25 protein-coding genes are annotated in these 26,321 nt (G+C 69.9%); 5 read left to right on the top strand and 20 right to left on the bottom strand.

Translation table 11 applies throughout. From position 1 onward, the window contains the following. Positions 1 to 234 precede the first annotated feature (234 nt). The 4 genes from ACQPYE_RS28140 to ACQPYE_RS28125 all read right to left on the bottom strand — a co-directional run bounded on the left by ACQPYE_RS28140 (position 235) and on the right by ACQPYE_RS28125 (position 3,485). Positions 235 to 681 (bottom strand): ATP-binding protein, encoded by a 447-nt coding sequence (locus ACQPYE_RS28140; protein WP_498715641.1) that lies wholly within the window; start codon positions 679 to 681, stop codon positions 235 to 237. A gap of 160 nt (positions 682 to 841) precedes the next feature. Next, a complete protein-coding gene (locus tag ACQPYE_RS28135) occupies positions 842 to 2,365 on the bottom strand; it encodes a pyridoxal phosphate-dependent decarboxylase family protein (protein WP_498715639.1) in 1,524 nt (507 codons plus the stop codon). Beyond that, positions 2,362 to 2,913, bottom strand: coding sequence for a DUF6875 domain-containing protein (locus ACQPYE_RS28130; protein WP_498715638.1), 552 nt, complete (start codon positions 2,911 to 2,913; stop codon positions 2,362 to 2,364). The genes ACQPYE_RS28135 and ACQPYE_RS28130 overlap by 4 nt, the downstream gene beginning before the upstream one ends. A gap of 29 nt (positions 2,914 to 2,942) precedes the next feature. Continuing rightward, the gene (locus ACQPYE_RS28125) at positions 2,943 to 3,485 is read right to left on the bottom strand and encodes an EF-hand domain-containing protein (RefSeq protein ID WP_498715636.1); all 543 of its coding nucleotides are present in this window, start codon (positions 3,483 to 3,485) and stop codon (positions 2,943 to 2,945) included. Positions 3,486 to 4,246: 761 nt separating this feature from the next. Here ACQPYE_RS28125 and ACQPYE_RS28120 point away from each other — a divergent pair. After that, positions 4,247 to 4,984: an ANTAR domain-containing response regulator gene (locus tag ACQPYE_RS28120; protein ID WP_498715635.1), complete on the top strand. Its 738-nt coding sequence runs from the start codon at positions 4,247 to 4,249 to the stop codon at positions 4,982 to 4,984. 344 nt (positions 4,985 to 5,328) lie between these two features. Here the strand turns inward: ACQPYE_RS28120 and ACQPYE_RS28115 are convergent, their stop codons facing one another. Both ACQPYE_RS28115 and ACQPYE_RS28110 read right to left on the bottom strand, forming a co-directional pair. Then, positions 5,329 to 5,607, bottom strand: coding sequence for a hypothetical protein (locus ACQPYE_RS28115; protein WP_498715633.1), 279 nt, complete (start codon positions 5,605 to 5,607; stop codon positions 5,329 to 5,331). Positions 5,608 to 5,904: 297 nt separating this feature from the next. Then, complete coding sequence (locus ACQPYE_RS28110; RefSeq protein ID WP_498715632.1) at positions 5,905 to 6,198, bottom strand: hypothetical protein; 294 nt, start codon at positions 6,196 to 6,198, stop codon at positions 5,905 to 5,907. 313 nt (positions 6,199 to 6,511) lie between these two features. Between ACQPYE_RS28110 and ACQPYE_RS28105 the strand changes: the two genes are divergently transcribed. Next, positions 6,512 to 6,817 carry a DUF7489 domain-containing protein gene (locus ACQPYE_RS28105; protein WP_498715631.1) on the top strand — a complete coding sequence of 102 codons (306 nt, stop codon included), beginning with the start codon at positions 6,512 to 6,514 and terminating at the stop codon, positions 6,815 to 6,817. Positions 6,818 to 7,051: 234 nt separating this feature from the next. On the opposite strand, the gene ACQPYE_RS28100 is transcribed toward ACQPYE_RS28105, so the two are convergent. Then, complete coding sequence (locus ACQPYE_RS28100) at positions 7,052 to 8,257, bottom strand: serine/threonine-protein kinase (protein WP_498715629.1); 1,206 nt, start codon at positions 8,255 to 8,257, stop codon at positions 7,052 to 7,054. Positions 8,258 to 8,667: 410 nt separating this feature from the next. Here ACQPYE_RS28100 and ACQPYE_RS28095 point away from each other — a divergent pair, with 410 nt between their 5' ends. Further along, positions 8,668 to 9,102 carry a hypothetical protein gene (locus ACQPYE_RS28095; RefSeq protein ID WP_498715627.1) on the top strand — a complete coding sequence of 145 codons (435 nt, stop codon included), beginning with the start codon at positions 8,668 to 8,670 and terminating at the stop codon, positions 9,100 to 9,102. A 732-nt stretch (positions 9,103 to 9,834) separates the two neighbouring features. Further along, positions 9,835 to 10,209: a hypothetical protein gene (locus tag ACQPYE_RS28090; RefSeq protein ID WP_498715626.1), complete on the top strand. Its 375-nt coding sequence runs from the start codon at positions 9,835 to 9,837 to the stop codon at positions 10,207 to 10,209. A gap of 102 nt (positions 10,210 to 10,311) precedes the next feature. Here the strand turns inward: ACQPYE_RS28090 and ACQPYE_RS28085 are convergent, their stop codons facing one another. From ACQPYE_RS28085 to tgmB, 12 genes are all read right to left on the bottom strand, one after another. Continuing rightward, a complete protein-coding gene (locus tag ACQPYE_RS28085; protein WP_498715625.1) occupies positions 10,312 to 10,611 on the bottom strand; it encodes an integrase in 300 nt (99 codons plus the stop codon). Between the two features lie 523 nt (positions 10,612 to 11,134). Further along, positions 11,135 to 11,725 carry a TetR/AcrR family transcriptional regulator gene (locus ACQPYE_RS28080; RefSeq protein ID WP_498715624.1) on the bottom strand — a complete coding sequence of 197 codons (591 nt, stop codon included), beginning with the start codon at positions 11,723 to 11,725 and terminating at the stop codon, positions 11,135 to 11,137. Continuing rightward, complete coding sequence (locus ACQPYE_RS28075) at positions 11,722 to 13,116, bottom strand: FAD-dependent monooxygenase (RefSeq protein ID WP_498715623.1); 1,395 nt, start codon at positions 13,114 to 13,116, stop codon at positions 11,722 to 11,724. Before ACQPYE_RS28075 ends, ACQPYE_RS28080 begins: the two co-directional genes overlap by 4 nt. 28 nt (positions 13,117 to 13,144) lie before the next feature. Beyond that, a complete protein-coding gene (gene nhaA, locus ACQPYE_RS28070; protein ID WP_498715622.1) occupies positions 13,145 to 14,437 on the bottom strand; it encodes a Na+/H+ antiporter NhaA in 1,293 nt (430 codons plus the stop codon). A gap of 147 nt (positions 14,438 to 14,584) precedes the next feature. Further along, on the bottom strand, positions 14,585 to 14,881 hold the full coding sequence (locus ACQPYE_RS28065; RefSeq protein ID WP_498715620.1) for a hypothetical protein: 297 nt from the start codon (positions 14,879 to 14,881) through the stop codon (positions 14,585 to 14,587). Between the two features lie 127 nt (positions 14,882 to 15,008). Further along, positions 15,009 to 15,542: a flavoprotein gene (locus ACQPYE_RS28060; RefSeq protein WP_498715619.1), complete on the bottom strand. Its 534-nt coding sequence runs from the start codon at positions 15,540 to 15,542 to the stop codon at positions 15,009 to 15,011. Then, positions 15,539 to 16,846, bottom strand: coding sequence for a helix-turn-helix transcriptional regulator (locus ACQPYE_RS28055; protein ID WP_498715618.1), 1,308 nt, complete (start codon positions 16,844 to 16,846; stop codon positions 15,539 to 15,541). Before ACQPYE_RS28055 ends, ACQPYE_RS28060 begins: the two co-directional genes overlap by 4 nt. Before the next feature lie 134 nt (positions 16,847 to 16,980). After that, positions 16,981 to 17,184 (bottom strand): hypothetical protein, encoded by a 204-nt coding sequence (locus ACQPYE_RS28050; RefSeq protein WP_498715617.1) that lies wholly within the window; start codon positions 17,182 to 17,184, stop codon positions 16,981 to 16,983. 245 nt (positions 17,185 to 17,429) lie between these two features. Then, positions 17,430 to 19,811, bottom strand: a complete 2,382-nt coding sequence (locus tag ACQPYE_RS28045; RefSeq protein WP_498715615.1) for a tetratricopeptide repeat protein — start codon at positions 19,809 to 19,811, stop codon at positions 17,430 to 17,432. A 7-nt stretch (positions 19,812 to 19,818) separates the two neighbouring features. After that, a complete protein-coding gene (locus tag ACQPYE_RS28040; protein WP_498715614.1) occupies positions 19,819 to 20,247 on the bottom strand; it encodes a hypothetical protein in 429 nt (142 codons plus the stop codon). A 473-nt stretch (positions 20,248 to 20,720) separates the two neighbouring features. After that, positions 20,721 to 23,282 carry an FxSxx-COOH system tetratricopeptide repeat protein gene (gene fxsT, locus ACQPYE_RS28035; RefSeq protein WP_498715612.1) on the bottom strand — a complete coding sequence of 854 codons (2,562 nt, stop codon included), beginning with the start codon at positions 23,280 to 23,282 and terminating at the stop codon, positions 20,721 to 20,723. Then, positions 23,279 to 24,226: an ATP-grasp ribosomal peptide maturase gene (gene tgmB / locus ACQPYE_RS28030; protein ID WP_498723003.1), complete on the bottom strand. Its 948-nt coding sequence runs from the start codon at positions 24,224 to 24,226 to the stop codon at positions 23,279 to 23,281. The genes fxsT and tgmB overlap by 4 nt, the downstream gene beginning before the upstream one ends. Before the next feature lie 684 nt (positions 24,227 to 24,910). On the opposite strand from tgmB, the gene ACQPYE_RS28025 reads away from it, so the two are divergent. Further along, on the top strand, positions 24,911 to 25,072 hold the full coding sequence (locus ACQPYE_RS28025) for a hypothetical protein (protein ID WP_498715610.1): 162 nt from the start codon (positions 24,911 to 24,913) through the stop codon (positions 25,070 to 25,072). Positions 25,073 to 25,640: 568 nt separating this feature from the next. Here ACQPYE_RS28025 and ACQPYE_RS28020 read toward each other — a convergent pair. After that, entirely contained in the window at positions 25,641 to 26,126 is a 486-nt protein-coding gene (locus ACQPYE_RS28020; protein ID WP_498715609.1) for an NUDIX hydrolase, read from the bottom strand. Positions 26,127 to 26,321: the final 195 nt, after the last annotated feature.

The following is a 26,321-nucleotide window of genomic DNA, read 5'->3' as shown; positions in this document are numbered from 1 at the left end:
CGCCGGTTGCCCCGCCAGGATCGGTCGGGGCACCGCGTGGTGCTCAAGCGGCGTCGGTCAGGTGTCGGGCGCGTTCGGCCAGTGCTCGTGCCAGGTGTGAAGGTGTGTCGGTGTCTGGGTGACGTCTTGCCTGGTAGAGCAGATCGAACACGAACCGCCGCGCAGTTCCAGTCGCGTGGACGGCAAAGGTTGTTCGCTTCCGTCGTAGATCGACGTTGTGCGGTGGAGAACGGGTCAACCGGCCGTCGCCGTGGTGGCGCGGCCGGGTTGGCGAGTCAGAACGGCCCACACCGTCTTGCCCACCGCGTGGCGCACGGCTCCCCAGCGTCGGCACAGCCGGTCCACGAGCACCATCCCGCGACCGCGGGTCACCCGGACCGAGGATCGACCCACCACCGGCAGGTGCGGCGACAGATCGGTCACTTCCACGCGGATCAGAGCACGGGTGCGCCGCAACCGCAGGTGCAGGGGGTGCTGCCCGTGCTGGTAGGCGTTGGTCACGAGCTCGGACACCACCAACCTCGCGTCGGCGATCTCGTCCTCGGTGAGATCGGCCAAGGCCTCGCTCGTCCAGCGCCGCACTCCGGCGAGATCAGGCATCTCACCGACCAGTTCGAGCACAGGGTGTTCGGACAGCTCGGCGGGTCGGGTTCTGTTCGCGGGAGTCTCGTCGGTGATCATGGCCGTCCTCACTGCCGACTGTGTTGCGTCACAGCTTGCTTACCCAATAGCAAGATCATCATCACGGACCGGCGATCACCCGATGTGGTGCAACAACGATCACGGTCCACCCGGCGAACACCCTGTGGTGGTCTCACCTCGCCCACTACGACGGTCGCGGTCAGGTCCGGGACGGGCGCGCCGGTGGGGTCGTGACCGTTCTGCCACGCCGCACGGTCTGCTCGTCCGTGACGGGCGCACCTCCGGCGCGTCGCCGGGAACCCGGCAGTTCGGTGGCTGTGGCGCTGATCCGCTGCCAGGCGGCGTCGATGTGCGCGGTGGTGGTGGTCGGGCCGCCGGTGGCCATGCGCAGGGTGTGGCGGCCGTGGACTTCGGTGTGGCTGAGCAGCAGTTCGCCGGTGGCGTTGAGGCGGTGCAGGAGTTCGGCGTTGGTGGTGTCGTCGGCGCGCAGGCGGAAGCAGACCAGGCTGAACGGGTGGGGTGCGGTGATCTCGAAGCGCTCGTCGGCGCGGACGTGGTCGGCGAAGCGTCGGGCGAGGGCGATGCCGTGGCGGAGGTGGGCGCGCAGCCCTTCGGCACCGTACCAGCGCAGCACGAACCACAGCTTGAGCGCGCGGGAGCGGTGGCCCAGTGGGATCTGCCGGTCGCGGAAGTCCACCGCGCCCGTGGTCTCGTGCAGGTAGGGCGGCGAGGTGGTCATCGCGGCGGTGAGCGCGGTCTGGTCGGCGACCCACAGCGCGCTGCAGTCGAAGCCGGTGAGCAGCCACTTGTGCGGGTTGACGCAGTAGCTGTCGGCCAGTTCGACGCCGTGGTGGATCCACCGCAGTTCCGGGCAGGCGGCGGCGACGCCGGCGTAGGCGGCGTCGACGTGCAGCCAGATGCCGTGCTCCCGGCACAGCCGGCCGATGTCGGCGATCGGGTCGACGGCGGTGGTGGAGGTGGTGCCGATGGTGGCGGCGACCATGACCGGGACCCGCCCGTCGGCCAGGTCGGCCTCGACGAGTTCCCGCAGGTGCTCCACGCGCAGGGCGAGGGTGTCCGGGTCGGTGTCGACCAGTCGCAGGGAGGATTCGCCGAGGCCGGCGACGCGGACGGCCTTGGCGATGGAGCAGTTGCCCTCGGTGGAGGTGTAGGCGGTGTAGCGGGGCCCGGCGCCGTGCTGCCGCCAGTGCTCGCCGCCGCGTCGCCACAGCGCTGCGGCCAACGCCACCACCACGCCGCCCGAGGCGGTGTCGTTCAGCACGCCGTTGCCGCGGAACGAGGTGGGCAGGTCGAGCAGGTCGGCCAGCCAGTCGCACACCACGCCCTCCAGCTCCACCAGGGCGGGGTTGGCCGACCACAGCATCGCCTGGGGGTTCAGGCCCGCGGTCAGCAGTTCGCCCAGCACCGACGGCGCGGAGTTGGTCATGGGGAAGTGGCCGAGGAACATCGGGTGCTGCCAGTGGGCCATCGCGGGCACGAGCAGCCGGTCCACGTCGGCCAGCAGCGCCTCGAACGGCTCGCCGTGCTCCGGGGCACTGGACGGCAGCGAGGTCGTCACCTGTCCGGGGCGCACGTCGGGGGTGACCGGTCGGTGTTCGAGTCCGGTCCAGTGACGGGCCAACCAGTCCACCACCGCGTAGCCGTGCCGGCGGAACTCCTCGACGTCCATGTGGCCGGCGGAGGAGGGCTGTGGTGGTGTCACGGGGTTTCTCGCTCGGGGAACCGGGAGTGGTAAGCGGTGAGGTGCTCTGGTGCGTCGGTGAGGAAGGGCAGGTCGGTGGTGACCATGCGACGCACCGCCAGCAGCGGCAGCGGGCTGCGCAGCGGGCGGAACGCCGGGTTGCGGATGCCACCGGCGGCGGGTGGGCCGTCGTGGAACTCGCCGATCATCAACCCGGCGCGGGCGAACGAGGTCTTGGCCCGCCGCTGCGCCCGCTCGACCTCGTGCGGATCCAGTGCGGTGAACACGACCAGCAGCGCGTGGTGAATTTCGGACGGGTCGGTGCGGGCGGTGAACCAGTCCCGGTAGTGGCCCATCACCCCGACCACGTCGTCAACCTCCCGGACCCTGTGGGCGATCACGGCCGCCCACAGGGTCCCCGCCTCCAGCGCCCGAGGCACGTACGGGCAGACCGGCCCTGATCGCCCCAGCTGGAGGTGGGACTGGCACAGGTACTCCCGAGCCCACCGGTCCAGCTCGCCGAGAACCCCGTCGGACGGGTTGGCGCCCCACGGAACGGGGACGGGCAACCCTTGCGGACCGGTAGCTAACGCCGTGGTCATGCCTGGTCGAACTCGTGCCCGGCCTGGCTGTCGGTGTAGAACGCCACCGCGGTGGCCAGCACCTCCGCAACGCTGACCACGCCGTCGCCATCGCTGTCCACGTGGGCGGCCTGCTCGGCCGCGGCGTGCGGTGCGGCGCCCATCGCGCACAGCGTCCGCTCCCACTCCTCCAGGTCGACGGTGCCGTCGCCGTTGGCGTCGGCGACGGACACCACGGCTTCCGCCCAGGGGCGCACGATGACGGCGAATCCCCCGGGGTTGTCCCGCAACCGGTCCTGCGCCGCCGACACGAACTCCGACTCGGTGATCGCCCCGTCGTCGTCGGCGTCGGCCACTTCGGCCAGCCCCGTGAAGAACGCCCGGGCACCGGCCATCAGTTCACGGCCCTTGGCCGACTCCGGCGGCAATCCGAAGGTGAGCAGGACTGACCTGGCCATCGCCTCGAAGTCGTCGACGGTGACCCGCCCGTCGTGATCGCGGTCGAACGTCGCGAACCGGGCGGCCATCTTGGTGGTGTACGCGTCCTGCACGATGGTCATGGTGGGACAACTCCCTGCCTGGGACGGTGGAATTCTGGCGGGTTCCACAGCGGGATGGTCACAGGCAATCCACACCACTGCACCCCTCCACCCGCGAGTTCCATCCATCGAGTGAGTCACCGTCGAGTGGACTGTCGCATCAGAACGGAGGCTCGCCGAAGCCTTCCGCGCAGACCACGCCGTGTTCTCCGCCATACCGGACGAAGCCGTCGCACCGGGCGTTGCACACCCCGTCGGTTGGCCGATCACCCGCAGCCACCGCGACGCGCCGCACCCGCCGTGGCCCGGCCGACGGCCAGGTCCGCGCCGGCATCGCGCCGACGACCTGCCGGCAGACCCGGTCCATGATGGCCGGCAGTTCCTCCCCGTCCAGATCAGCGTGACCACCTCCGGACCGCGTTCACCGGGCACGACCAGACCTCGCTCACGGCCTCCCCGGACGTCGACTGCGGCTATCGGAACGGTCGCGAATCCGGGACCTCGCGTTCCGCGGACGTGCCATCGGTGCTGATAGCTTGGCGTTGAAGGTTCGTCGCGCGCATCGATTCAGCGGTGTGCCGCCTTCACCACACCGGTCCCGCGAACGCAGGAATTCCGCCGTGAGGCGGGGTACGGCGCCTCTCTCCTCGTCCAGCAGCGCGGCAGGGAAAGAATCGCACCATCGCCGAGACGATCATCGACGGCAAATGGTGTCGTCCCGCTCGTCGTGCCTCGTCGCCCTGGGGTTTCCTTGCTCGGTGCGACCGACAGGAGCGTCCCCCATGGAACCCGTCCCAGACGACTCGTGGCCGCAAGTGCTCGACGAGGTCACCGGCGCCTTGGCGTCCCTCACCGCCACACTGGGCACCGAGGACGACTTCGAGGCCCTGCTGCACCGGGTGTGCGAGCAGGTCACCACCGCCGTACCCGGCGTGGACGAGGCCACCATCACCCTGCTCCAGGACGGCGAACCGACCACCATCGCGAGCACCAGCGAAGTCGTCGTCGACCTCGACCGCGGCCAGTACGAGCGAGGTGACGGACCGTGCCTGGAAGCGGCCCGCACCGGGGAGCTGGTGCGCGTGTCGATCGGTGAGGTGGCCGAGCGGTGGCCGGAGTTCGCCCGGGACGCGGGCGCCGCCGGGTTCGGCAGCTTCCTGTCCGCGCCTCTGGCGATCAACGACGGCCACGGTGGCGGCGTCAACTGCTACAGCGGCCACCCGGGCGGCTTCGCCGAGCTGGACGAGAAGCTGCTCGGCCTCTACACCGGCGCCGCCACCGCCGCGCTGCGCGCCTACTGCCGCTACCAGCACGCCCGCGACGTCACCGGGCAGTTGCGCATCGCGCTGGAGACCCGCGCGGTGATCGATCAGGCCAAGGGCATCCTCATGGCCATCCGCCAGATCAACGCCGACGAGGCGTTCACCCTGCTGGTCGAGCAATCCCAACGGGAGAACGTCAAACTCCGCGACCTGGCAGCGCGGTTCGTCGACCACGCCACCGGCGCCCGATCCTCCTGACCGGCACGACCCGCCGCGTTCGGGGACGGTGGTGGTGCGCCACCGGTTCGGTGCGCGTCCGGAGATGGTCGTCCACACGGCCCTGCCTCCACCGGGCAGCGGGGGAGGTGCCCCACTTCCAGGACAGCTCGTCCACCACGATCAGGCCCGGCCCCGCTGCATCACCCCGTCGAGCACAACCCGATCACCAGCATGAGTCGGGGTGTCGGGCGGCAGAACCACTGCCTCGGCGCGGCTGCGATGCGCCCAACGTGCCCTCGATCCGATCAACCGGCGACCGCGGGTCGACGTGATCCCGGCGACCTTCACCACGACAAGTGCCTGATCCGGTGGCCGGTGGTTCGTCAGGAGGCCTGGCGCATGGCTACCGGTTCCTCGTCCGCCTCCGCGGCGTCGGACCGGGTCGTGTCGACCGGCGGGGTGTCGGCGCGGCGCTCTGCGCCCTCGCGGCCGGGTAGCAGGTCGAAGCGGGCGGCCAGCTCGTCGTAGATCGGGGTCGCGACCGCGTCGACGGGCGGCGCGGTGCTCGTCCGAGCAGGAGTCGCGGTGCCGTTGCGACCGGCGGAGGAAGTGCCGCCGCGGTGCTCGGCGGAACCGTCGACGGGGCGGTTGCTGCTGCTCATCGCTGTGGTCCCTGGTCGATCGATGGGGCATCCCGGTCAGGCTGCACCGGAAGCGGACGCGTCCCGGCAGCCGTAATTACCCCGATCGGGTGACCGCCAACCCTTCACCCGCAGATTTTCGTCCAAGACCCGCGAGGCCGTCGTCACCTGCTGATCGCCCGCTTGTCCAGCGGGGAGCCTCGGTGACACCCGCCGACGCCAGGTCGGCACGCGGTGGTCGTGGATCGTGGTCCGGGGCCGATGCCGCCGCACGCACCGCGTCGTCGGATGACCACCGGCCGCGTGCTGTTCGCACACTTATTTACGCGTCGGTGCCGGCACGACCGCCAGCACGACCACCGAGGTGCCGGCCTTGCCGGGGTGTCGCGGTGAAGCGAGAGCAGGACCGTCCGGCGCGCGGTCGGCGACTCGGCTGCGGAACACGAGCCGTTCCAGCCACAACGCGACTCCCGTGCAGCCGATCGCGGCCACCAGCGGCCACATCACCGCCTCGTGCACGGCCACGACCGCGTCGACCACCGCCACACCGAGGAACACCACAGCCAGCAGCCGCAGGACTGTCGAGGTCCGCAGGGATCCCGTCGGGTGCATGTCATCGGCCACGTCCGTTGTATCGCCGGGTGATGGATCTGTCGTTACCGTCGAACCGCGCTTCGTCGATCGCCGTTGACCGCGCCGACCCGGTCCGACGGGCACGGGTTGGCCGGCTCCTCCTACCCGCCTGCTACGCCGTCGGATCACGCGCATCCCGTCCATCCGCCGGGCTCGGCGGGAGGAGTGGATGCCGCACTGGTGGCGGACACCCCTCGGTGCTCCAGCCGGGCGGTTCCGTGAGAACTGCTCCAAACGGGTGTCGGTCGAGGTGAGGGCGTGTCGATGGCGGTGGCCCGGGTAAGTCGTGCGCATGGGGATGCCGGTCGAAGTGGTGGTGGCCTTGGTGGTCGCGGCCTGCGTCGGGTTCACCGTGCTGGCGCTCGCGGGCAACCGCGTGACGGTGACAAGGGCTCGGATGTTCAGCGGCCAAGTCGTCGAGCGGCGTCATGAGAAGGTCGTCACGGGGAGAAGCGTCCACTTCGACTTCTGGGTGATCGTGCTCACCGATGACGACGAAACAATCAGTGTCGGGGTGACGCCCGAAGTCTTCCGCGGCCTCGCTGTCGGTGATCGAGTGGCCAAAGAGCCGGGACAGCACTGGCCCACCCGGGTCTGATGACCTGATGTCGGCTGGGATGTCCACCACCGGTCCGGGTTCGACCTGCCGTCGACCGTTCGGAGCTCCGCCTGCTCGACGCGAGTGCAGCGTTCTCCGTGCGTTGCGGTCCACCCTTACCGGGCGGCGCGGTGATGCGGAGCCTTGTCGAGGCTCGGGATCGCGCACGGGTCCTTCGAACGTCCCGACGTCGTGCAGCGGCGCTGCCGCGCCTGTCCGCCCGTGTGCCGCCGGCTACTTCTTGCCCTTGCCGGGTGGCTGCGTCTTGTCCTTCTGCTTCTTCGCACCCGGTTCCGCAGCCGGGACCCGGGCGGCGGCTGGTTGGTGCGCCACTTCCGGGGCGGCGGGAGCGGGGGCGGCGGTGTCGACCCGGGCGGCGGTCTGCTCGGCCGGTGCCGCGGTCTGCGGTGGCGCTGTGAAGGCGGGGGCCGTTGTGCTGGAGGACGTGGTGGTCGTGGAACTGCCGGACGTCGGCGCCGAGTTCACCGGTTGAGCCCCCGGGGCCATCGCCCACGCGACGCTGACCGCGCCCAACAGCGCTGCGGCCGAGGCCAGGAGCGCCTTGCGCGGCACCCGTGCCAGGAGTGGCACCTCCACCGCAGCGGTCTTCGCGACGCCGTCCGGAACCGGGACGGTGTCATCGACCGGGCTGAGCCGCAGAGCGCGGGCGCAGTCGGCTGCGGTCGGCCGTCGATCGGGGGCGGTGGCGGTCATCGACGACAACAGGCTCGCCAGCTCGGCTGGCAGGTGCGGGGGGATCGTGGGGGAGCGGTGCAGGCGGGCGACGGCCGCCTCGACCTCGCCACCGGGGTACTCGCGGTGGCCGGTGAGGCACTCCAGCAGGACCAGCCCGAGGGCGTAGACGTCGGCGGGGTGGTCGACGTCTACGCCGCGGACCTGTTCGGGGGCGAGGTAGGCCGCGGTGCCCACCATCTGGTCGGTGCGGGTCAGCCGGGTCGCGCCGGGCAGGTGGGCCAGGCCGAAGTCGGCCAGGTACGGCTTGTCGTGGGCGTCGAGCAGGATGTTGGACGGCTTGACGTCGCGGTGCACCACACCCCGGGCGTGCACGTAGGCCAGCGCCTCGGCCAACTCCGCACCCAACCGGCGCACCCGCCACGCCGGCAACGGGCCGTCGGCGATCTCGCCGCGCAGGGTGTGCCCCTCGACCAGCCGCATCACCAGGAACGGCGTGTCGCCGCCGGTACCGGCGTCGTGGACCGGCACCAGACCGGGGTGCGACAGCCCTGCCAGCGTGCGGACCTCCGCCTCGAACCGGTGCCTGGCCGTGTCGTCCCACCCGGGCCGGAACACCTTGACCGCCACCTCACGGCCCAGCACCACGTCCTCGGCGCGGTAGACCTCGGCCATCCCGCCGACACCCACCGACTCCAGCAACCGATAGCGACCCGCCAACAGGCTGCCGTTCACCGTCAGTGACACCGCGACACCTTCCATCACCCGACCCGATGCTTCCGGGTGCCCTGCTGCGGAGACCCGAAACAGTTCAGGGGAAGTCCGTGTTGTGGTCGCAACAGACGGGGCCTCAGGCGTTCCGGCTCGGCCTGGACGTCCGACCCGCTACCCCGACCGACAAGTAGCCGACGAGCAACGCCGTGTACGTGGCGCGGCTGCTGAAAGCAGGTCCGGTGCCCGGAACCGGTCCTGTGCCGACCGGGGGTGGGTATGTTCGTCCGTCGAGGTCAGCGCGCTGACGGCTCGACGCGCATCAAGGAGCAGCGAACCGGTGCGACGGCACGTTTTGTTAACGTCGGCGCGCTCGTGCGTGTGAGTCCCGCAGCGGAAGGGGGTGTGGCGTGCCGGTGAAGCCGGTCAGGAGTCACCGTGCCGTGGTGCGTCATCGGGTGAACTTCTGGGCGCGTACCTCGCCGGGTGATGCCTCGTTCGAGTACCGGGGTGCCGTGCCGTGGGAGGTGCAGCGGCCGGCGGACGGGGAACCGGTCGTGCGGCAGCTGCGTCGGTGCGTCGTGTGCGCGCGTGAGTTGACGTTCACCGTCCACAGCGTCGCGGCGACGGAGCTCAGGCGCGCGCGGTGGCGGTGGGGCATGTGGGCGTGCGGTGTGCTCGTGGTGTTCGGGCTGGCAGGCCTGGTTTCAGGGCGTCTCGGCTTGGCGGTGGCTGGCGGCGCGGTAGCGGTCGTCGGGGTGCTGGCCGGGGTGTTCGCCTGGATCGGTGGCCTCGGAGATGCCGGGGTGACCGGGCACGGGAACGGCTTGCCCGGCGTGCTGCCCAAGCACGCGGTCGTTCTGGACCCTCCGCACCCGTGACCCGGTGAGCTCCGGAACTCCGGTTCGTCCACGTAGTACCGGCCTACCGGACCGAGGACCGGCCGCGACACCGCCGAAGGCATGCGCGGCTGTCGTGCCGGTGCGGCGACTGACGTCCATTCGGGTGGGCTCGATGGACTGAAAGGGTTGGTGCGGGGTACTCGCGTCCGACAGCACGAGCGTCTTGATCGCGACCCAGGTCGGTGGGTGTCCGGTGCATCGACGCGCGGAGCAGTCCCGCGCACGAACCACAAATCTGCGGTGCCAGGCGAGCAGAGTGCCCGCGGTGACCGAAAAGATCCCCGACCAAGTCGAGGATCCACCAGCCCGGACAGAGTGGCGAACCGGACCGGTTGGCGAACTCGTAGCGGACGAGACCCGCCAACTGCTGGCGCAGGACCGCGTTCTCGTGCCGCAGCACGAGCAGTTCGGTATCCTTTGCCGCCTCGCTGCGCAGAAGCGCCGCCGAGACGGGCTGCAACCTCCGGGTCACCTTGTACAGCAGAGATCATCACCCGGACATGCTCTCAAGACGTGAGGCCCTCACTCTACCAGCGGTAATGACTTTTGAGCGGCACGAAAATTATTTCGACCTACGCTGAGCCAACCGAGTGCTTCTCCGGAACCCCCCTTGTGGCCCCGCCGGGAAGCTGCCACGGTCGACACCCGGGCAACACTTCGACGAGCGCCCGGAATTCACCGGAAACATTTCCGACGAACCACGGAGAGACAATGAACAAGGGGAGAAAGGCCGCCCTCGCGGCGACCATGACCGGACTGGCCCTGGGCAGTGCGCTGATCGGGGCCGGCCCCGCTGCGGCGAGCACCGACGGCATCGTGATCATCCAGGGGACCTGCGGCCAAAGCTTCAACCCGACGGTCGGCGGCGGCGCCGCAGCATGGCGGCTGACCTGCGCCAGCGGGCGAATCCGGGCACAGGGTTGGGTTTCGGACACCGACGCCGACGGCAAGCGGGCGGAGGTGTTCGGCACCTGGGGCAACGGGGACAGCTTCGGCATCGTGAAGGCCGCAGGGGACGGCAACACCACCAGCTTCGACAAATCCCACGCCGGCTCCACCGTTTACCTGTACCTGCGCGTCATCTGAGTGACGCCGACCGACCCCGGCGGTGCCACCGCCGGGGTCGATCAACGTTTCGCGAATGATCGTCGGGAATTCTGTGCTTGTTCGAAATGCCGTCCGTGCAGGTCAGGCAGCGCGCTGGCACTCGTTGAGGATGCAGCCGAGTCGTTGTCGTCGGCGAATGTCGTGCCGGTGGTTGTCGTAGAGGTGCTCGTACTCGCGCAGGGCGTGGAGCAGGTGCTGTTGGTTCCGGATGAGGGTGTGGTCGAGGAGTTCTCGGCGGCAGTTGTGGATCCAGCATTCCATGATCGTGTTCATGTGCGGGATGCGGACTCCGCTGAGAACGATCTGGATGCCCGTGTCGGCGAGGACGGCGTCGAACAGCGCCGGGTACTTCCGGTCCCGGTCGCGGATCGGAAACCGCACGGAGCTGCCTGCGTGCTCAATGTCCGTGGCGAGGTCTTGGCGGCTTGGGTGGCCTGGGATGCGGTGGGGTGCGCGGCCAGGACGACCTGACGCGGCCCGGCCGGCACACCGTGCCGGATGCGGTGGCGACGGTGGCGGTGCGGTGCCTGCGCCGTCGCGGCCGCGTGATGCTGCTGCTGTTCGCGGGGTTCGTCGTGGGCACCAACCTCTTGGTGGACAGGGCTGACGAACTGCTGGCGACGGGTCGGACCGCGCCGGGCGTCGTGGTCGGCGCGGAACCGGGTTGGCGTGGCCGGTTCGATCGAGGTGCGGTTCACCGTCGGGCGAGTGGAGTAGACCCGCAGGACCCGGAGCGCATCGCCGCGCCCGGAGTGGCCAATGACCCCTGTCTGCCGTCCATGCCGACTGTCGGAGCCCTCGTGGTGTCGGTGTGCTGCTGCCTCCGGGCTGATCGGGTCGGTCAGGTGGTGGGACGACAGGCATCGCTGCGGTGGTCGGGTGCGTCCCTGTTCGTCCGCCTCGTCTACCGGTCCGGGGTCAGGGCCGCGAATGCCTCGTCGACCAGTGAGCGCAGGTCGTCGGTGCCCTGGCCTTCGACCCAGGCGGTGAGGGCGGTGGTGAGGGTGGCGGTGGCGGCTGCGGCGATCACGCGCAGCCGCAGGTCGACCGGTCGCTGTTCGCGGTCGGCGAGTGCGGTGGCGAGCAGTTCGCCGGTGGTGGCGGTGTTGTGCCACTGCCGCGCTTGCAGGGCGGGGGTGGTGACGACGAGTCGGGTGCGGGCGTAGACGGCGTCGCGGTCGGTGTCGAGCACCGCGTCCAAGCCGGCGCGCAGGGCCGCGTGCAGCGCCTCCAGCGGACTTTCCCCGACAGGGCGGGTGCGGACGAGGTCGGCGATGAGCGGGTCGTAGTCGTCGTCTTCGACCACGGCTTCCTTGGTGGGGAAGTGGCGGAAGAAGGTCATGTGCGACACGTCCGCCGCGGTGGCGATCTGCTCGACCGTGGTCTGCTCGTAGCCCTGGTCGAGGAACAGGCGCAGCGCGTGTTCCTGGATGGTGCGGCGGGTGCGGGCCTTGCGCTGCTCGCGCACCCCGCCTCGCGCTGCCTGCTTCGTCACCGGTCAAGCATGACCGCCAGCGCCCGGCGCAGCGCGGCCGGCTCCGGCTTGCCGCGCCAGGCCAGGTGGCCGTCCGGGCGCACCAGCAGCGCGTCGCCGTCGCGGTGCACGTGCCGGACGTCGCCGAGCACGTCGCGGGCGACCGCAGCGCAGGCGTCGTCGCGCGGTGAGACGAGGGTCCAGCCGAACCGGTCGGCCGCCGCGAACTCCGGCACCCGGTCGCCGACCCTGGGCCGTCGCCCGAACGGCGACCGGGCGTAGCTGGTCTTCAGCTGCGACGCCTGTTCCCAGATCAGCTTCTCCACCGGTCGAAGGCCCATCAGGGGGAACAGCACCCGGTCGCGCACGAGTCGCGCCACGGGGGACTCGCCGAGCACGAGCCCGGTGAGACCGCTGGTGGCTCCGAGCACCTCCTCGGCGACGGGGCGGCGTTCGGCCTGGTAGTCGTCCAGCAGGTGGTCGCCGGCACGGCCGGAGGACACCAGGGCCAGCCGCCAGGCGAGGTTCTCGGCGTCGCCCAGCCCGGTGTTCATGCCCTGTCCGCCGAACGGGCTGTGGATGTGCGCGGCGTCGCCGGCCAGCAGCACCCGGCCGCGCCGGTAGGTCTCGGCCAGGCGGCGGTGGATGCGGAACACCGACACCCACAGCCAGTCCCCGCCGGTCGCCACTCGCGCGCCGGCGTGCCGGTGCGCGGCGCGGGTGAGGAACTCCGGGACGTCGTCCACCGAGGTGCCCGGGGCGGGTGCCATGAACCGCCACACCCCTCCGGGCAGCGGGAAGGCCGCGAACACCTCCCCGCCGTCGACCCACACCCCGACCGAGTCGCGCTCCAGCGGCAGGTCGGTGCGCACGTCTCCCAGCACGAAGCCCTCGACGAGCGGGACGCCGGGGAAGCCGATGCCGGCGGCCTTGCGGACCGCGCTGTGCGCGCCGTCGCAGCCGATCACCCAGTCGGCCGCCACCGGCCCGGTCGGGGTGGACAGCGCCACCCCGCGTCCGTCCTGGTCGAGGTCGGTGACCGCGATGCCCCACTCCACCCGGACATCCAGGTCCGCCAGGCGTGCCCGCAGCCCGGCTTCGACCTCGGCCTGCGACACGAGCAGACCGGGGCGGCGGACCAGCGCGGTGGGGTGACCGACCCGCAGTTCACCCGAGTGGCGACCACCGACGTGCACGACGACCCGGCGGATGCCGACCGATCGTGCCGGCAGGTCGCCCAGCGCGCCGAGCCGTTCCAACACCTCGCTGCCGCGCGGCTGCAACCCCAGGGCACGAGAGGTGGTCGCCGGCCCGGCCGCCGCGTCGACCACCCGCACCGGCACGCCGTACAGGCGCAGCGCGCACGCCGCCGCCAAACCGGTAGGACCCGCGCCGACCACCACTACGCCCATGAGCCGTAGTGTTATCCACTAACAACTGTTAGTCAATAACATTCCGTTGGTGGACGTCCGGGATGCCGTCGTGGTCGTCGTCGCGCGTTTCCTCCTCGTGGATGCGTCGGTAGACGCGGTTGCGCGCGCGCAGGATGACCGTGGCGACGAGGGCGGACAGCAGGGAGCCGAGCAGGATGCCGATCTTGGCGTCGTCGTAGGGACGGCTGCCCTCGCCGAAGGCCAACTCTCCCACCAGCAGCGACACGGTGAACCCGATGCCGCCCAGTACCGCCAGGCCCACCACGTCCACCCACGCCAGGTCGTCGTCCAGTTCGGCGCGGGTGAACCGCGACACCAGCCAGGTGGCGGCGGTGATGCCCACCAGCTTGCCCAGCAGCAGACCCGCCACGATGCCGAGGGTCACCGTGTCGGCCAGCGACGAGGTCAGGCCGGCCATCCCGCCGAGGGCCACGCCCGAGGCGAAGAACGCGAACACCGGCACCGCGACCCCGGTCGACAACGGCCGGAACCGGTGCTCGAAGTGCTCGGCCAGCCCCGGCCCCTCGCCGGGCGTGCGGCGGATGACCGGCACGGCGAAGCCCAGCAGCACCCCGGCCACCGTGGCGTGCACCCCGGAAGCGTGCATGAACCCCCACGTGGCCGCGGCCAGCGGCAACAGCAGCCACCACGAGCGCACCCGCCGCTGCACCAGCACGGTGAACAGCGCCAGCGGCACGACCATGAGCAGCAGCGGCGTCACGGCCAGGTCGTCGGTGTAGAAGATGGCGATGATCACGATCGCGATCAGGTCGTCCACCACGGCCAGGGTGAGCAGGAACGTCCGCAGCGCCGACGGCAGGAACCGGCCGATCACCGCCAGCACGGCCAGGGCGAACGCGATGTCCGTGGCGGTCGGGATCGCCCACCCGGACGTCGCCCCAGGGGTGCCCAGGTTGACCAGCACGTAGATCAGGGCCGGCACCGCCACCCCGCCGAACGCGGCGGCCACCGGCACCGCCGCCCGCCGCGGGTCGCGCAGGTCCCCGGCCACGAACTCCCGCTTGAGTTCCAGCCCGGCGACGAAGAAGAAGATCGCCAGCAGCCCGTCGGAAGCCCAGTGCCCGACGCTGAGCTCCAGGTGCAGCGCCGCGATGCCGAACTCGAAGTCGCGCAGCGCCTCGTAGGTCGGCGCCCACGGAGAGTTTGCCCAGGCCAGGCCCACCAGGGCGGCGGCCAGCATGATCACCCCGCCGACGGTCTCCAGGCGGAGGATGTCGGCGATCCGCTTGGCCTCGGGCCAGGAGCCCCGGTTGAACAGGGTGGTGGCACGGCGTTGCACGGGCGGCTCCCAGGGTTGGCGAAACACGTCGCCGACCAGGCTTCCCGGCACACCATGCCCGCATGCGGGCAACACCCCGACCGTACCCGGCGGTGTCCGTCGGAGCACGAACCAGGTGGTCACATCGTCATGAACGGCCGGTGTCCTTCAGCCACCGTGCGTGGTCATAACCAAGGATGCGGTCGCTCGACCGGTGGGCAGCAGGACCAACAGGGCGGTGACGGCGGCCCCCGGCGAGTCCCACCCGCCGTCGAACCAGACCACTGCCCAGCCCAACCAGGCGGGCATGCCCGCCTGGACGGCCAGCGGCACGCAGACCACCGAGGCAACGCCATTGGGCCCGAACCGGGCCGCGGCGGTGTGCTCCCAGGGCGGCAGCGGCGTGCGCAGCAACGACAGCAGCATCGCGGCGGGCCGGACCAGCACGATCGCGATGACCGCCACGGCTCAGTCGCCGACTGTCACATGGGAGATCCGCTCCGGGGCTACTTCGCCGGTCTGCATCTACGTGGAGCCATGATTTGGATGCGCGGCCTTCGGCCTGCACCTTGATCACAACCCCGGACAGGCCCTAATCGGTGTGGGCCATCAGGGCAGTGGTGAGCGCTGCCCAACGGAAGGTTGCCAACCCGTCTTCGGTTCGCGCCGCTGTGGAGTCCGGGTCGAGGACGGTGACTCCGGTGTCGGTGAGTGTCGTGATGCTGGGGGTGTAGGCCGGGTGTTGGCGCAGCAGGGGTTTGACGCAGGGCGCGGCGATGATCGGGATGTCGGTGGAGATCAGTTCGTTCAGGACGCCGAGGGCGAGTGAGTCGCTGATGCCGGCCGCCCACTTGTTGATGGAGTTGAAGGTGATCGGTGCTGCGATCACCGCGTCGGCGTGCGGTAGAGCGTCTTGGGGATGACCGGGTGGGTGTGTGGTGGTTCTGGTGAGGCAGCCGGTCCGGTCGGCCAATTGCCCGAGGTCGACCCACGTCGCCGCGGTCGGTGTCGCGATGACGCACACCCGCCAACCGTCGTCGTGCAGGAGCGCGATGAGTTCGTGGAGGCGGAGGACCGGGGGCGCGGCAGAGGCCACGATGTACACCCATGGGCGCTGTCCGGTCACGCGAGGACTCCGATCCGTCGGGCCAGGACTCGGAGGCCGGGAACGGCGTGGCGACGTTCGCGGCGCAGCAGGTCGTGCACCACTGTTCGTGCGATGCGGTGGGTGCGCAGGAGTTGGGCGGCGACCCGCTCGGACTCGAGCAGGTGGATGACGGCCAGCGGGTCTTCGCCGAGTCGGGCGTGTGCCCACGCGCTGTCCAGGTGGAACTGCCCTTGCCTGCCGTGCAGGCCGGAAGGCAGGGCGGTGACGTCCACCTGCTCGGCGATGGCGAGTACCCGGTGGGGGTCGTCGACGGAGACCGCGACCGCGGCGCGGTGGATCCGGACGTTGGTCGGGCCGAACGCGGTGAAGCCGATGTTGTAGTCGCCCCCGAGCCGGGTCGCGAGCTGTTCGGCGTGGTCCAGGCGGCGGCCGGCCTCGGCGGGATCGCTTCGGCGGGCGGCGATCACCGCGCTGATCAGCGTCAACGCACCCCGCCAGGTGACGCTGTCCGGATCGTCGCCGGTCATGGTGTCGGTGATGCCGACGGCATGGAGTTCCGCTTCGTCGGCGCCGCCGAGCCGCAGCAGTGCGCAGGTGAGCTGGTAGGCGGCAGCGGCCTGGCCGAACGGATCCTCGGCGTGCTCTGCGGCCGTCCGCGCGCGCTCGGCCGCCGCATAGGCCGCGACCCCGTCGCCGACCTTGGTCGCCAGCTTCGCCGCCACGATCGCGACCTGGCATTGCAGGCTCAACGCCCGACGACGCTGGTCACCGGTGCTGCTGTCCGCCAGCGCGCTGACCGTGTCGTCAACGCCGGGCAGGACCTGCGCGACCTCGGCGTAGCGGGCCGCCTGGTAGTCCCGGTGCAGCCCCTGCACGAGCGCCGCCGCGTACCGGACACCACCGGGACGGGATGCGAGATCAGGCGGTTCGGATCCGACGTTGGAAGCCGGGTGCGTGGCCGCGTTTCCTGGACTCCGCCTCGTGTGCAGGGGCTGTATGTGCTGGTAGAGCGGCTGATCGGATATCGGGTGGACGGCTGCAACGGTTGACCGCCGAAGCATTTGCTGCTCGTGCTTCGCCTGCCTGCGGAGGGTGGTCAGCGCCCCGTTCGCGGCGAGTGCTTCGTCGATGGCGTTGACGAGTTCGGACGAGGGCAGGTTGTGACTGTGCCGCTCGGCCAGCGACACGTACTGGCGGGTGTAGCCGATCAGCTTGGCCAGCTGTGGCTGACTCAGGCCTGCGGCGACCCGACGAGTCTTGATCTCCCGAGCCAGCCGAGCCGCGAGACTGTCACCACCCGCCGGTAGGTCTTCTTGGCTCACGGTCGCTCCTCAGAAGGCAACGTGACAGTACGGTCCGAAATCGGTCCATCACGATGGGTAATCATAACTGGTGCAGGCCGTGCGCCCCAGCAACGGCCGAAGCCCGCTCAGAAGGTTGGCGGCCGGAGCCCGCTTCACTCCGGGTTCTGATGCAGGTCGGCGGCGAGTTGGAGACGAGCGAGTTCGTAGGGGTCCGCGGCGTCTCCTCGACTGACGTCGAGGATTGCCTGCCGCAGGACCCGGTCGGCATGTTCCTTCGACGCGCCCAGGTCCTCGGCGTAAGCGAAGTAGTCGTTCTCGGTCTTGGCAGCGTCGGCGTCGGCGTACGGGTCTTTCATGGTCGCAATGCTCGCCTGTGGTGCACGTGTCTGCCAGCCGTGTGGTCCGCGGGACGCTGCCCGGGTCTCCTCTGGTCGCGACCCACCTGATTCCGATGACAATGAACCGATCGCCCGGAACATGTGGGCGGGCGCTGCTCGCCCAGCGCACCGCGAGCGCTGTCCTCCCGGCGGGGGTGAGGTCACCTGCTTCGAGCCGGTCGTTCCCGTATGCGAGATCACCACACGTGAGCGACCAGCGGCGATCACGGGCCAGCGGGCAGCTGGTCCACGGACGACTCCGCGCTTGTCGTCGTGTGACGTTCCTGCCAGTGGGTGAGGCTGTGGTTGGTCGCGGTGGTCTGGAGGTGGTCGGGGCCGAGTACACGCTGTTGGTCGGTGAGCAGGGTGCGCAGTTCCGCGATGGCGGTGGCGGTGTCGCCGTTCTCGCCTTGCCAGTGGGCGAGGCTGTGGCGGGTGGTGAGGGTGTGGGGGTGGTCGGGGCCGAGCACGCGCTGTTGGTCGGTGAGGAGCGCATGCAGTTCCACGGCTGCGGTGGCGCTGTCCCCGGTCTCACCCCGCCAGCGGGCGAGGTTGTGGCGGGTGGTGAGGGTGTGGGGGTGGTCGGTGCCCAGCAGGTCGCGGTAGTCGTCCAGCAAGGTCTTGAAGTCCGCGACGGCGCCGGCGGGGTCTCCCGCTTCGCCTGTCCACCAGGCCAGTTCGTGCCGGACCATCAGCGTGGCGGGGTGGTCGTGCCCCAGTACCTGCCGGAAGTCGAGCAGGAGCACTTCGAGCTCCGCCGCGGCCTTGGCCGGGCGTCCTGCCTCTCCCTTCCAGCGGGCGATGTTGGCCCGGGTGTCGAGCGTGTCCGGGTGGTCGGCGCCCAGGACGCGTTGCTGGTCGAGCAGCAACGCTTCCAGCTCCGCCACGGTGCCGGCGGCGTCTCCGGTGTCACCGCGTCCGGAGGCCAGGTCGTTGCGCGTGTCGAGGGTGTCGGGGTCGTCGGGCCCCAGGACGCGGTGCTGGTCGACCAGTAGTGCTTCGAACTCGGCCACGGCACCGGCGGCGTCTCCGGCCGCACCTCGCCAGTACGCGAGGTACCACCGGGCGCGTAGCGCGTCCCGGTGATCCGCACCCAGTTCGGTCTCGGCCTGTCGGCGCAGCATGCCGAAGTGGTCGATCGCGGCGGCGACCTGGCCACTCCCGCCGAGGGAGACGCCGGCGCGGAACAGCAGGGTGTGGCCTTCCGGTTGCCAGAGGGCGGGCGTGGTGCAGGCGTGCAGGCTTTGGGTGGCCGAGCGCAGCGCCTGCGTCAGGTCGGGGTCGGTGGTGTCGATGCCCGGCCAGACGGTCAGCAGCGCATTGGCGGTGACGTGGGCCGAGGCGTGCAGTTCCGCCGGGTCGAGGGTGTCGCGGACGACGCGCTGCACCATCGCGTGCACCGCGAGTGTGCGGGCTGATCGTCTGGTGTCGAGGGTGGCGAGGCTGAGCCGGTGCAGGACGGCGAGCGCATCGTTGACCATCTCGGCGTCGACGTCATTCCCGACGAGCCCCGTCAGGTGCCTGAGGACGGCCTCGGTGGTGAACACCGCCAGCGGTGTGCCGTTGGGGTCGAGCAGGCCGGCCAGGACCAGCAACGGGCGGGCGATGCCCGCGGGCGAGAGCTGCTCGGCCAGGTCGATGGACATCGACCAGGTGGCGGCCACCGTTTGCCCGTGCTCGTCGAGCAAGTCGTCGTGCGCGGGCATCACGTCGGCCAGGCTCTTGAGCCGGTCCGCCAGCCGTTGCCGGTACTGCTCGACGGTGAGCAGCGGCTTGTCGGCGATGAACGCCGCCGCCTGGGCCAGGGCCAGCGGCAGACGACCGAGGTCCTCGGCCAGCAGGCGCAACTGCTCGGGGTCGGTGCCTCGACGCGCGTTCTCGGGCAGGACGCCGTCGAGGTAGTCGAGAGCTTCCCGCTCGGTGAACACGCCCACCTCGACGAGCCGGTAACCGCCCCCGGTGAGGGCGGCGTCGCGGCGACGGGTGGTGATCACGACCTGGCCGGAGGGACTGTGCGGAGGCCGTAGGTCGCGCAGGTCCGCGGGGGCTTGGACGTCGTCGAGGACGATCAGCCAACGACGGTCGGTACCGGCCAACCACGCCCGCAACGACCGGGCGGCGTCCACGGGGGTGCGGTCCGCGATACGAGGGTCCTGCTCCCGCAGGACCTGTCGAGCCGCATCGGCGTAGGCGGTGATGACGGCGTCGCGGGACAACGCCGACACCCACACCGCCACGTCGAACGAGCGGTCGTGCCACACCCGCCAGGCGTAGTCGGCCGCGAGCTGCGACTTGCCGACCCCTCCCAACCCGGACACCACCGCCGAGCCGGACGCGGCACCGGTCACCACGGCGGCCCGGGCCGCCGACAGGGCCTCGGTCAACCGCGAGCGCGCCGCCCGGTCCTGGAAGTGGTGAACCACCTCCGGCGGCACGCCGATGCGCACGGGCCACTTCACCCCCGCCTGCGCCAGGGTGACCGCGATGGTGTTGTGCTGGGTGTTGTGGTCGCCGATCTGCGGCCCGAGGTTGCCGTGCACGTCGAACCCGCCCTCCCGCGCCGAGGCGGTCGAGCGGTCGTCCCCTTCCGGCGAAGCCGAGGTCATGCGGCTGTCAGGCGCCGAAGTGGTTGGTCTGGGTGTTGTGGTCACCGACCTGCACACCCTTGTTGTCCCGCAACTCAACCCTGTACTTGGCCGCCGCAACGTCCTGCGGATCGATCAGTTCCAACAACCTGTGAGCCGCGGTCAGCACTTCGGCCCGCTCGTCCGGGTCGGTCTCGGCCAAGGCGGCTACGAGTTCGTCGCGGTGGACCTGCGGCTCCGTGAGCCGCTCCTCGACCGCGGCCTCCGTCGCGGCCTCGTCGCCCTCATCGGCGACCTTGCTGCGCAGCACCTTGCCGGCTGCGGTCTTCAACCCCCGGTAGGCGTCCTGCACCGCGGTCGAAGCGGTCTCACCCGCACCCACCGCCGCGCCCGCGGTCAACGCCAGCAACACCGGCTCCACGAACTCCATCACCACGACGTCAACCCCTCGCCTCAAGGATGGTCCTCCAGAAGTATCACCACTCCGCGTTCGTCCGGTGCATCACGTCTGGCCGAAGACCAACGATCCGCATTAATGCGGAGTCAATCAATCCATGTCGCTGACTTCGGGAAGTCCGCTGTGAACGCGACGGTGGGCCCCGCCGATGACCGATCGAGCAGACCAGCCGGCCGACGAGCGGTTCGCTGTCCGGAGGGCTGTCACACGAGTGATTCTGTCGCTGATTGCGTGATCAACCGTGCAGCACGAGATCGGTCAGGGGCATGATGTGCGGTTCGGAATCGTCCGCGTCGAGAGGCGACGGGTGTTCGCGCAGGTGCAGGATGTGGGGTAGGACGGCGGGGAACCGTCGGATCATTGCTGCTGGGCGCCTACGGCGGACGAACCGGGCCTGGTCTACATCGGTCACGTCGGCTGGTTCACCGAGCGGCTGTCGCGTTCCTGCGGTCGCTGCGGCTGACGAACCCCGGTCAGCTTGATGCCGGTTCGTGCGGTTCCGAAGAGCTGTTGCCCTCCCTCGACATGAGTTCCTCCGCCGTTTTTTCGACCGAGGCAAGATTGGCTCGCGTCGCCGCTGTGAGGGGATGGTGCTGTCCTGTGGTGCGGAGTCGGATCGCCAGCAGTGCCTTCAGTTCGTCGACGGCGGCCTGGGTCTTTCCCGAGGCCGCGAGGGTGAGTGCCCGGTACTCGCGAGTGATGAGCGTGGCGTGGTGCTCTTCGCCGAGAACTTCAGTTTTTGCCTTGAACACATCCTCGAACTGCTGTCGGGCCGTTTCCAGTCGCGAGCTTTCGAAGTGGAATTTCGCCAGTCGATGGCAGGTGGCGAGGGTGTGGATATGGGTCGCGCCGAGTACGCGTTTCTGTTTTTTCAGGACGTCCTCGTACAGGGTCTGGAGGTCGTCGATCTTGTTCTGGTCGTGGCGCAGCATGACCAGGTGGCTGTAGGCGATGAGGGTTTTGGGGTGGTCCTCGCCCAGGGCTTGGCGTTCGTCGGCGAGTAGTCGGTGGTATTCGGCCTCGGCGGCGGCGAGGTCGCCGCGGACGTGGAGCAGTGACGCCAGTTCGCTGCGGGTGTCCAGGGTGTTGATGTGGTGTCTGCCGAGTACGGCTTCCCGGGCGGCCAGCACGGCGCGGAATTCCGCTTCCGCTTCCTCGACCCGGCCTTGCAGGTGCATGAGGTGGGCGAGACGGTTCCGGGTGTCGAGGGTCTGACGGTGCCCGGCACCCAGGATGGCGACCTGCCGGTCCAGTACGTCGCGGAACTCGGCTTCGGCCTCGTCGAGGCGGTCGCGTGCCCGCAGGGCCACGGCGAGTCGGCTGCGGGTGTCCAGGGTATCGGGGTGTGCCTCGCCGAGGAGTGTCGTCTGGATCGCGAGGGCGGTGTGGAATTCGGTGTCGGCGGCGTCGAACTTGCCCTCGGTGGTGAGGACCGAGGCCAGGGTGACCCGGGTCCGGATCGTGTCGGGATGGGTGTCGCCGAGGATCTTGTGCTGTGGCTCCAGGGCCGCGGTCAATTCGTGCTCGGCCTGGGAGTAGAGGCCGCATTGGTAGAGGAACCGTCCGCACCGGTAGACGCTCAGGGCGGTGACGCGTATGCGTTCGGCGTGGTCGAGGGCTTCGGCGCCCGTTTCCTCCCACAGTCGTAGCGGGGCGGTGCAGTGCGGGGCCAGCGTTTGCCATTGAGTCCAGGTCGTGGAGTCCTCGTAGTCCAGGTCGCGGGTGGCGGAGTCCAGCAGTGCCCCGGTCACGGTGGCGTACTCGACCAGGTTGTCGACGACGTCGCGGTGGTGACGGTTGCTTTCCCGGACCACCGGGTGCAGCACCAGTTCGGCCACCGGTGTCGCCTGGGGCTGGTGTGGTCCTGGAGCTTGTTCGGTGAGGCCGAGTTCGGCGAGGGCTTGGAGCAGGGTCAGGAGTTTCTCCGGTGTGATCCCGGTGAACAGGGGAGAGGTTGCCATGACGCGGGCGTCCAGCAGCCGGTAGGGAATCGGGCTGTCCGCGAAGCAGGACAGCAGGCGCAGCACTGTGCGTGCGTCGGCGTGTCCGCGTCGTCGGAGCGCTTCCAAGGACAGTTCCCAGGTTTCGGTGATCAACTCTCGTGGCTCTCTGCGTTCGCGGGGGTGCGGTGATGCGGCGTCGACCGTGGTGACGAAGTGCTCGTCGAGTGCGGCCAGGTAGTCGTCGAAGTTCCGGACGGTCTTCAGTCCGGGCAACGGAGGTGCGGTCGCCATGCGCGCCGAGTGCAGGCCGGCCAGTCGTAGAGCCAGAGGAAGGCTGCCCAGGCGGTCGGCGACGGCCCGGGCGGCCGGGAACTGGTCGGCGTCCCGGTGTGTCAGGTCGAGCAGCACGCGGGCACCGTCGTCGGGGTCCAGTGCGGGGACCGGCAGCAGTGTCGCGTGCGGGCCCCATGCCTGCCGCCGCCCGTCGCGACTGGTGACCAGGACCGATCCGTTGCTGCCGCTCGTGCTGCGAAGCCAACTCGGCCCCGCCGGGTGGGTGGAGCGGGCGGAGAGCACGAGTTCGGGGTCGTCGGCGTTGTCGATGACGAGCAGCCACGGGTGCGGGAAGGCGACGAGGTGTCGCCACAGCAGGTCCGGTGCCGAGGTCTGGCCTGTCCAGGCGGCGTGGATGTGTTCCAGCGATACGCCGATACGCGAGCACACTTCCCGCATGCCGGTGGTCACACCGGTCTCGTCGTGGGCCGACACCCACCACACGACGACCCCGCGGTCGCGCATCCGAGCGGCGAAGTGCAGTGCCAGGGTCGTCTTGCCGTAGCCGCCGCCACCGTGCAGCACGATGATCCGCCCGGTGTCGTCCGAGGTCATCCGCGTCAGGCGGTCCACCAGACCGGTGCGACCGTGGACGTCGTGGTCGAGTCGGTCCCAGAGCGGTTCGACCGATACGAATCTCGACAGGTCCGGATGCGGCGACCGTGAGGTGTCGTGGATGGTCACGATGTCGCGGCCGGCCTGCAGGACGCTGCCGTGCCCGGTCGAGCGCGCGGACTGCCCGGAGGCGCCCGAGGTCATGCCGCCTCCGCCAACATGTCGGCGATGGCCGCACTGACCGGCAACCCCACCGCCTCCTCCAACCAGCCGAACTGGCCCGCGGGATTGGCCTCCAGGAATCGCCACAGACCCTCCTGGGTCACGACGAAGTCGAACGCCGCGAAGGTGAGCCCGAACGCGTCCAGGAACCGACCGACCGAGTCGACGATCTCCGGCGGCGGGTCGATCACCGAGTAGGACAGCGCGCCGTAGTCGCTGCGCCAGTCGACGCGCGCGGCGGCGCTGTGTGCGTGGATCGCCACCGCGAACAGAGTGGTGCCGACGGCGATCAGGCGCACCTCGAAGGACTTCTCGACCCACTCCTGGAACAGGTGCGCCGTGGTCTCGACCCCGCCGAGATCATCCAGGTCGGAGGATTGGAGCAGGTGCGTGTAGGCGATCCTCGTGACCTGACCGTCGTCCAGCCGGTTGACGCCGAGGACCTTGGTCACGACCTGGGAGAGGTCGGCGGTGAACCGGTGGGCCGCCTTCGGGTCGTTGGTGACCATCGTCGTAGGCACGGAGAACCCGCTCTGCGCGGCGACCGCCAACTGCCACGGCTTGTACCCGGCGTCGGCCTGCCGGGCAGGGTGGTTGCACCACGGCACCGGTAGTGACGCAAGGACACCGCCGAGCCCCAACCTGGCCTCCATCCGCATGTGCCTTAGTTCGACCGCGGACACCCCGGTCTTGAACGTGAAGCCCGTGGGACTGCGGAACAACACCGACCTGATGGCCTCGAGATCGACGCTGCGGTGAGGTGTCGTCAACGAACCACGCCACCTGCCCCCGTCGAGCACGGCATCCAGGGACAGACCGGCGGGAAACCACCCGACGTCGCATCGGAAGACCGGCACCGCGCGGTTACGGAGCTCGAGGACGACCCGGTTGACCGTGGGGTCGGAGTCACCACTGATGATCAACACCGTCACGGCGACTCGTCGTCGGGCTGGTGGAAGTCCATCTCCTCGTCACCTGTGGGGCCGTCGGTTCCGCCGCTGGACGTGCCGGCCAGCACGACGTGCGTTCGAGGGCCGTCGTGCACCACTGACTGGAGTTCATGCGAGTACCGATAGGGCGGCTGGCCTGCCACCGGAGTTTCGTGGAGGAACCGGAGCCCGAACGAGCGGAACGCGATGCGATCACGGTCAGGGCGAGGGCGCGCCCGCTGTCGAGTCGGGAACCGGTCGTCGACCGACGCCAAAACGCTACCGATTTCTGCAAATCCTCCATTATGGATAGTCACAGCGGCCCCCGACGAGTCGATCGCCTGCCTGGATTGACCAGTAAAACAGACAGGCGGGTCCATGACCAACCCCCGTCAGTCAAATGGGTGCCATCGGGATCGCGTGTCACGTGAGAGCATTCGCGGAAGTGCCCCGGGCTGGGTAATCCGCACTATGGCGGACCCTGCGGGCGTCGACCTGCCACCGTGGCGGCGACGGTGTTATTCGTCCGCAGGTCGCCTGTGCCGTGCCCACGAAAGCCTTCGTCACGCCCTCGCCGGTGCCGAGCACCTGCCGGTCCTGCCACAGGAGTGTGGGTAATGCGGCCTTCGCACGTGTGTGCGAGCGATCAGGTGTATCGGGTCCGTCGATGACGAAATCTCTGTGACGGGCATCGCCGTCGAATCGGGTGATCGCGCCATCCTCTCGGTGGGCGCGTGGTCCATCCGGCACAACGGCACCGCCAACCCGCGCCAGGTGGACCTGGAGGTCCTGACCTTCGCTGTAGGCGAAGGACTCGCGGTTCCCCGCCGGATCGTCTCCTGAGACTCCGGCACCACCGAGTGAGCGTCCGGCGCATCCCCCGCCCGCAGTGGCCGGCCGATCGTGACCCCGCAGATCGCAGTGATGCGGTGCACGAAGACCTCCCACCAGGCACCACTTGGCCCAACGGCCCGACTCATGCCGAGAGGTGGGCATGGTGGACAGCGAGGCGGACCTCGTCACCGGTTCCTCAGCGGCGGCGACGCCGCTTTCGAAGCGCTGACCGAGCCGTACGGCAAGAGCGTCTACCCCAGTTGCCACGCCGTGCCGGTCGACGCCGAGCGGGCGGCGGACCTGACCGAGCGCGTTCGCCTCGGCCGCCCGCGAACTGCGCCGCAGCGCGGTGACTGTGCGCCGCTCGGAAAGTCATCGCTGCTGGTCAGGTGACCTGTCTGTATTCGTTGATGAGACCGCCGAGGATGCGGGTGCGGAGCACTCTGCGGGTGTCGAGGTCGCGTACCGCGGCGGGGTACTGCTGAGTCTCGGGTGGTAGCTGGTCTCGGGCCTGGTGAGGCGGTGTCGGTTGTGGTTCGGCGGCGCAGCGCACGCAGCGGGCGGCTTGCCGTGCCGGTCAGTCGACGAGGATCACGGGTTCGGTCGGCAGGTGGCCGTTGATGACTTGGTGCAGCAGTTGGGGGAGCTGTGAGGGGAGAAGTTTGTCGGTGCTGTTGACCAGGTCGTGGAGGGTGCGCCAACGGCGTTCGATGAGGCCGCGCTTCTCGTTGTCGGTAGGTCTGAGGGCCAGTTGGGGAGTTGTTGTGGTGGTGCGAGCGAGGTAGACGTGGTCGATGCGATGGTGGCCGCGGCCGCGGTAGTGGAATCGACTCTCGCGGATCCACAGCTTCGGACCAAGACGGTCCAAGCGGAGGCCGGTTTCCTCAGCGACTTCGCGTCGGGCAGCGTCGGTAAGGGTCTCGTGAGGGTCGCAGCCGCCGCCGGGGAGTTCCCACCAGTGGTGGTCGGGTTGGTCGGGGTCGCGGGCGTGGATGAGCAGGACCCGGTCGGTGGGGTCGAGCAGGAGTACGCGTGCGCCGATGCGGGGGCTGGTGCCGGCCATTCGTGCGGTGTCCCTGGGGCGTGGTGGACGGGGTAGATAGTCGGGTGGCAGTGAGCGGGTCGAGGAGGGTGATGTGCTTGGTGGTGATCATGACGTCGAGTTGGCCGTCGGCGTGTCCGGGCCTGGTCGCGCTGTAGCCCGTAGCGGTGAAGGCCTCGACCAGGTGGTGGGTTTCGAGGTGGTTTGGTCTCAGCG

This window comes from Actinosynnema sp. CA-299493 (assembly GCF_050946825.1).
In the GTDB taxonomy this organism is placed as follows: domain Bacteria; phylum Actinomycetota; class Actinomycetes; order Mycobacteriales; family Pseudonocardiaceae; genus Actinosynnema.
The sequence above is the reverse complement of the archived record's forward strand: the minus strand, read 5'-3'. Positions and strand labels throughout refer to the sequence as shown.

Coding starts and splice junctions, on each gene's coding strand:
- ACQPYE_RS28120 (WP_498715635.1), top strand. CDS start 4,247: ATGGAACCCGTCCCAGACGACTCGTGGCCGCAAGTGCTCGACGAGGTC.
- ACQPYE_RS28105 (WP_498715631.1), top strand. CDS start 6,512: ATGGGGATGCCGGTCGAAGTGGTGGTGGCCTTGGTGGTCGCGGCCTGC.
- ACQPYE_RS28115 (WP_498715633.1), bottom strand. CDS start 5,607: ATGAGCAGCAGCAACCGCCCCGTCGACGGTTCCGCCGAGCACCGCGGC.
- fxsT (WP_498715612.1), bottom strand. CDS start 23,282: ATGACCTCGGGCGCCTCCGGGCAGTCCGCGCGCTCGACCGGGCACGGC.
- ACQPYE_RS28090 (WP_498715626.1), top strand. CDS start 9,835: ATGAACAAGGGGAGAAAGGCCGCCCTCGCGGCGACCATGACCGGACTG.
- ACQPYE_RS28075 (WP_498715623.1), bottom strand. CDS start 13,116: ATGGGCGTAGTGGTGGTCGGCGCGGGTCCTACCGGTTTGGCGGCGGCG.
- ACQPYE_RS28140 (WP_498715641.1), bottom strand. CDS start 681: ATGATCACCGACGAGACTCCCGCGAACAGAACCCGACCCGCCGAGCTG.
- ACQPYE_RS28020 (WP_498715609.1), bottom strand. CDS start 26,126: ATGGCCGGCACCAGCCCCCGCATCGGCGCACGCGTACTCCTGCTCGAC.
- ACQPYE_RS28110 (WP_498715632.1), bottom strand. CDS start 6,198: ATGCACCCGACGGGATCCCTGCGGACCTCGACAGTCCTGCGGCTGCTG.
- ACQPYE_RS28045 (WP_498715615.1), bottom strand. CDS start 19,811: ATGACCTCGGCTTCGCCGGAAGGGGACGACCGCTCGACCGCCTCGGCG.
- ACQPYE_RS28125 (WP_498715636.1), bottom strand. CDS start 3,485: ATGACCATCGTGCAGGACGCGTACACCACCAAGATGGCCGCCCGGTTC.
- ACQPYE_RS28050 (WP_498715617.1), bottom strand. CDS start 17,184: ATGAAAGACCCGTACGCCGACGCCGACGCTGCCAAGACCGAGAACGAC.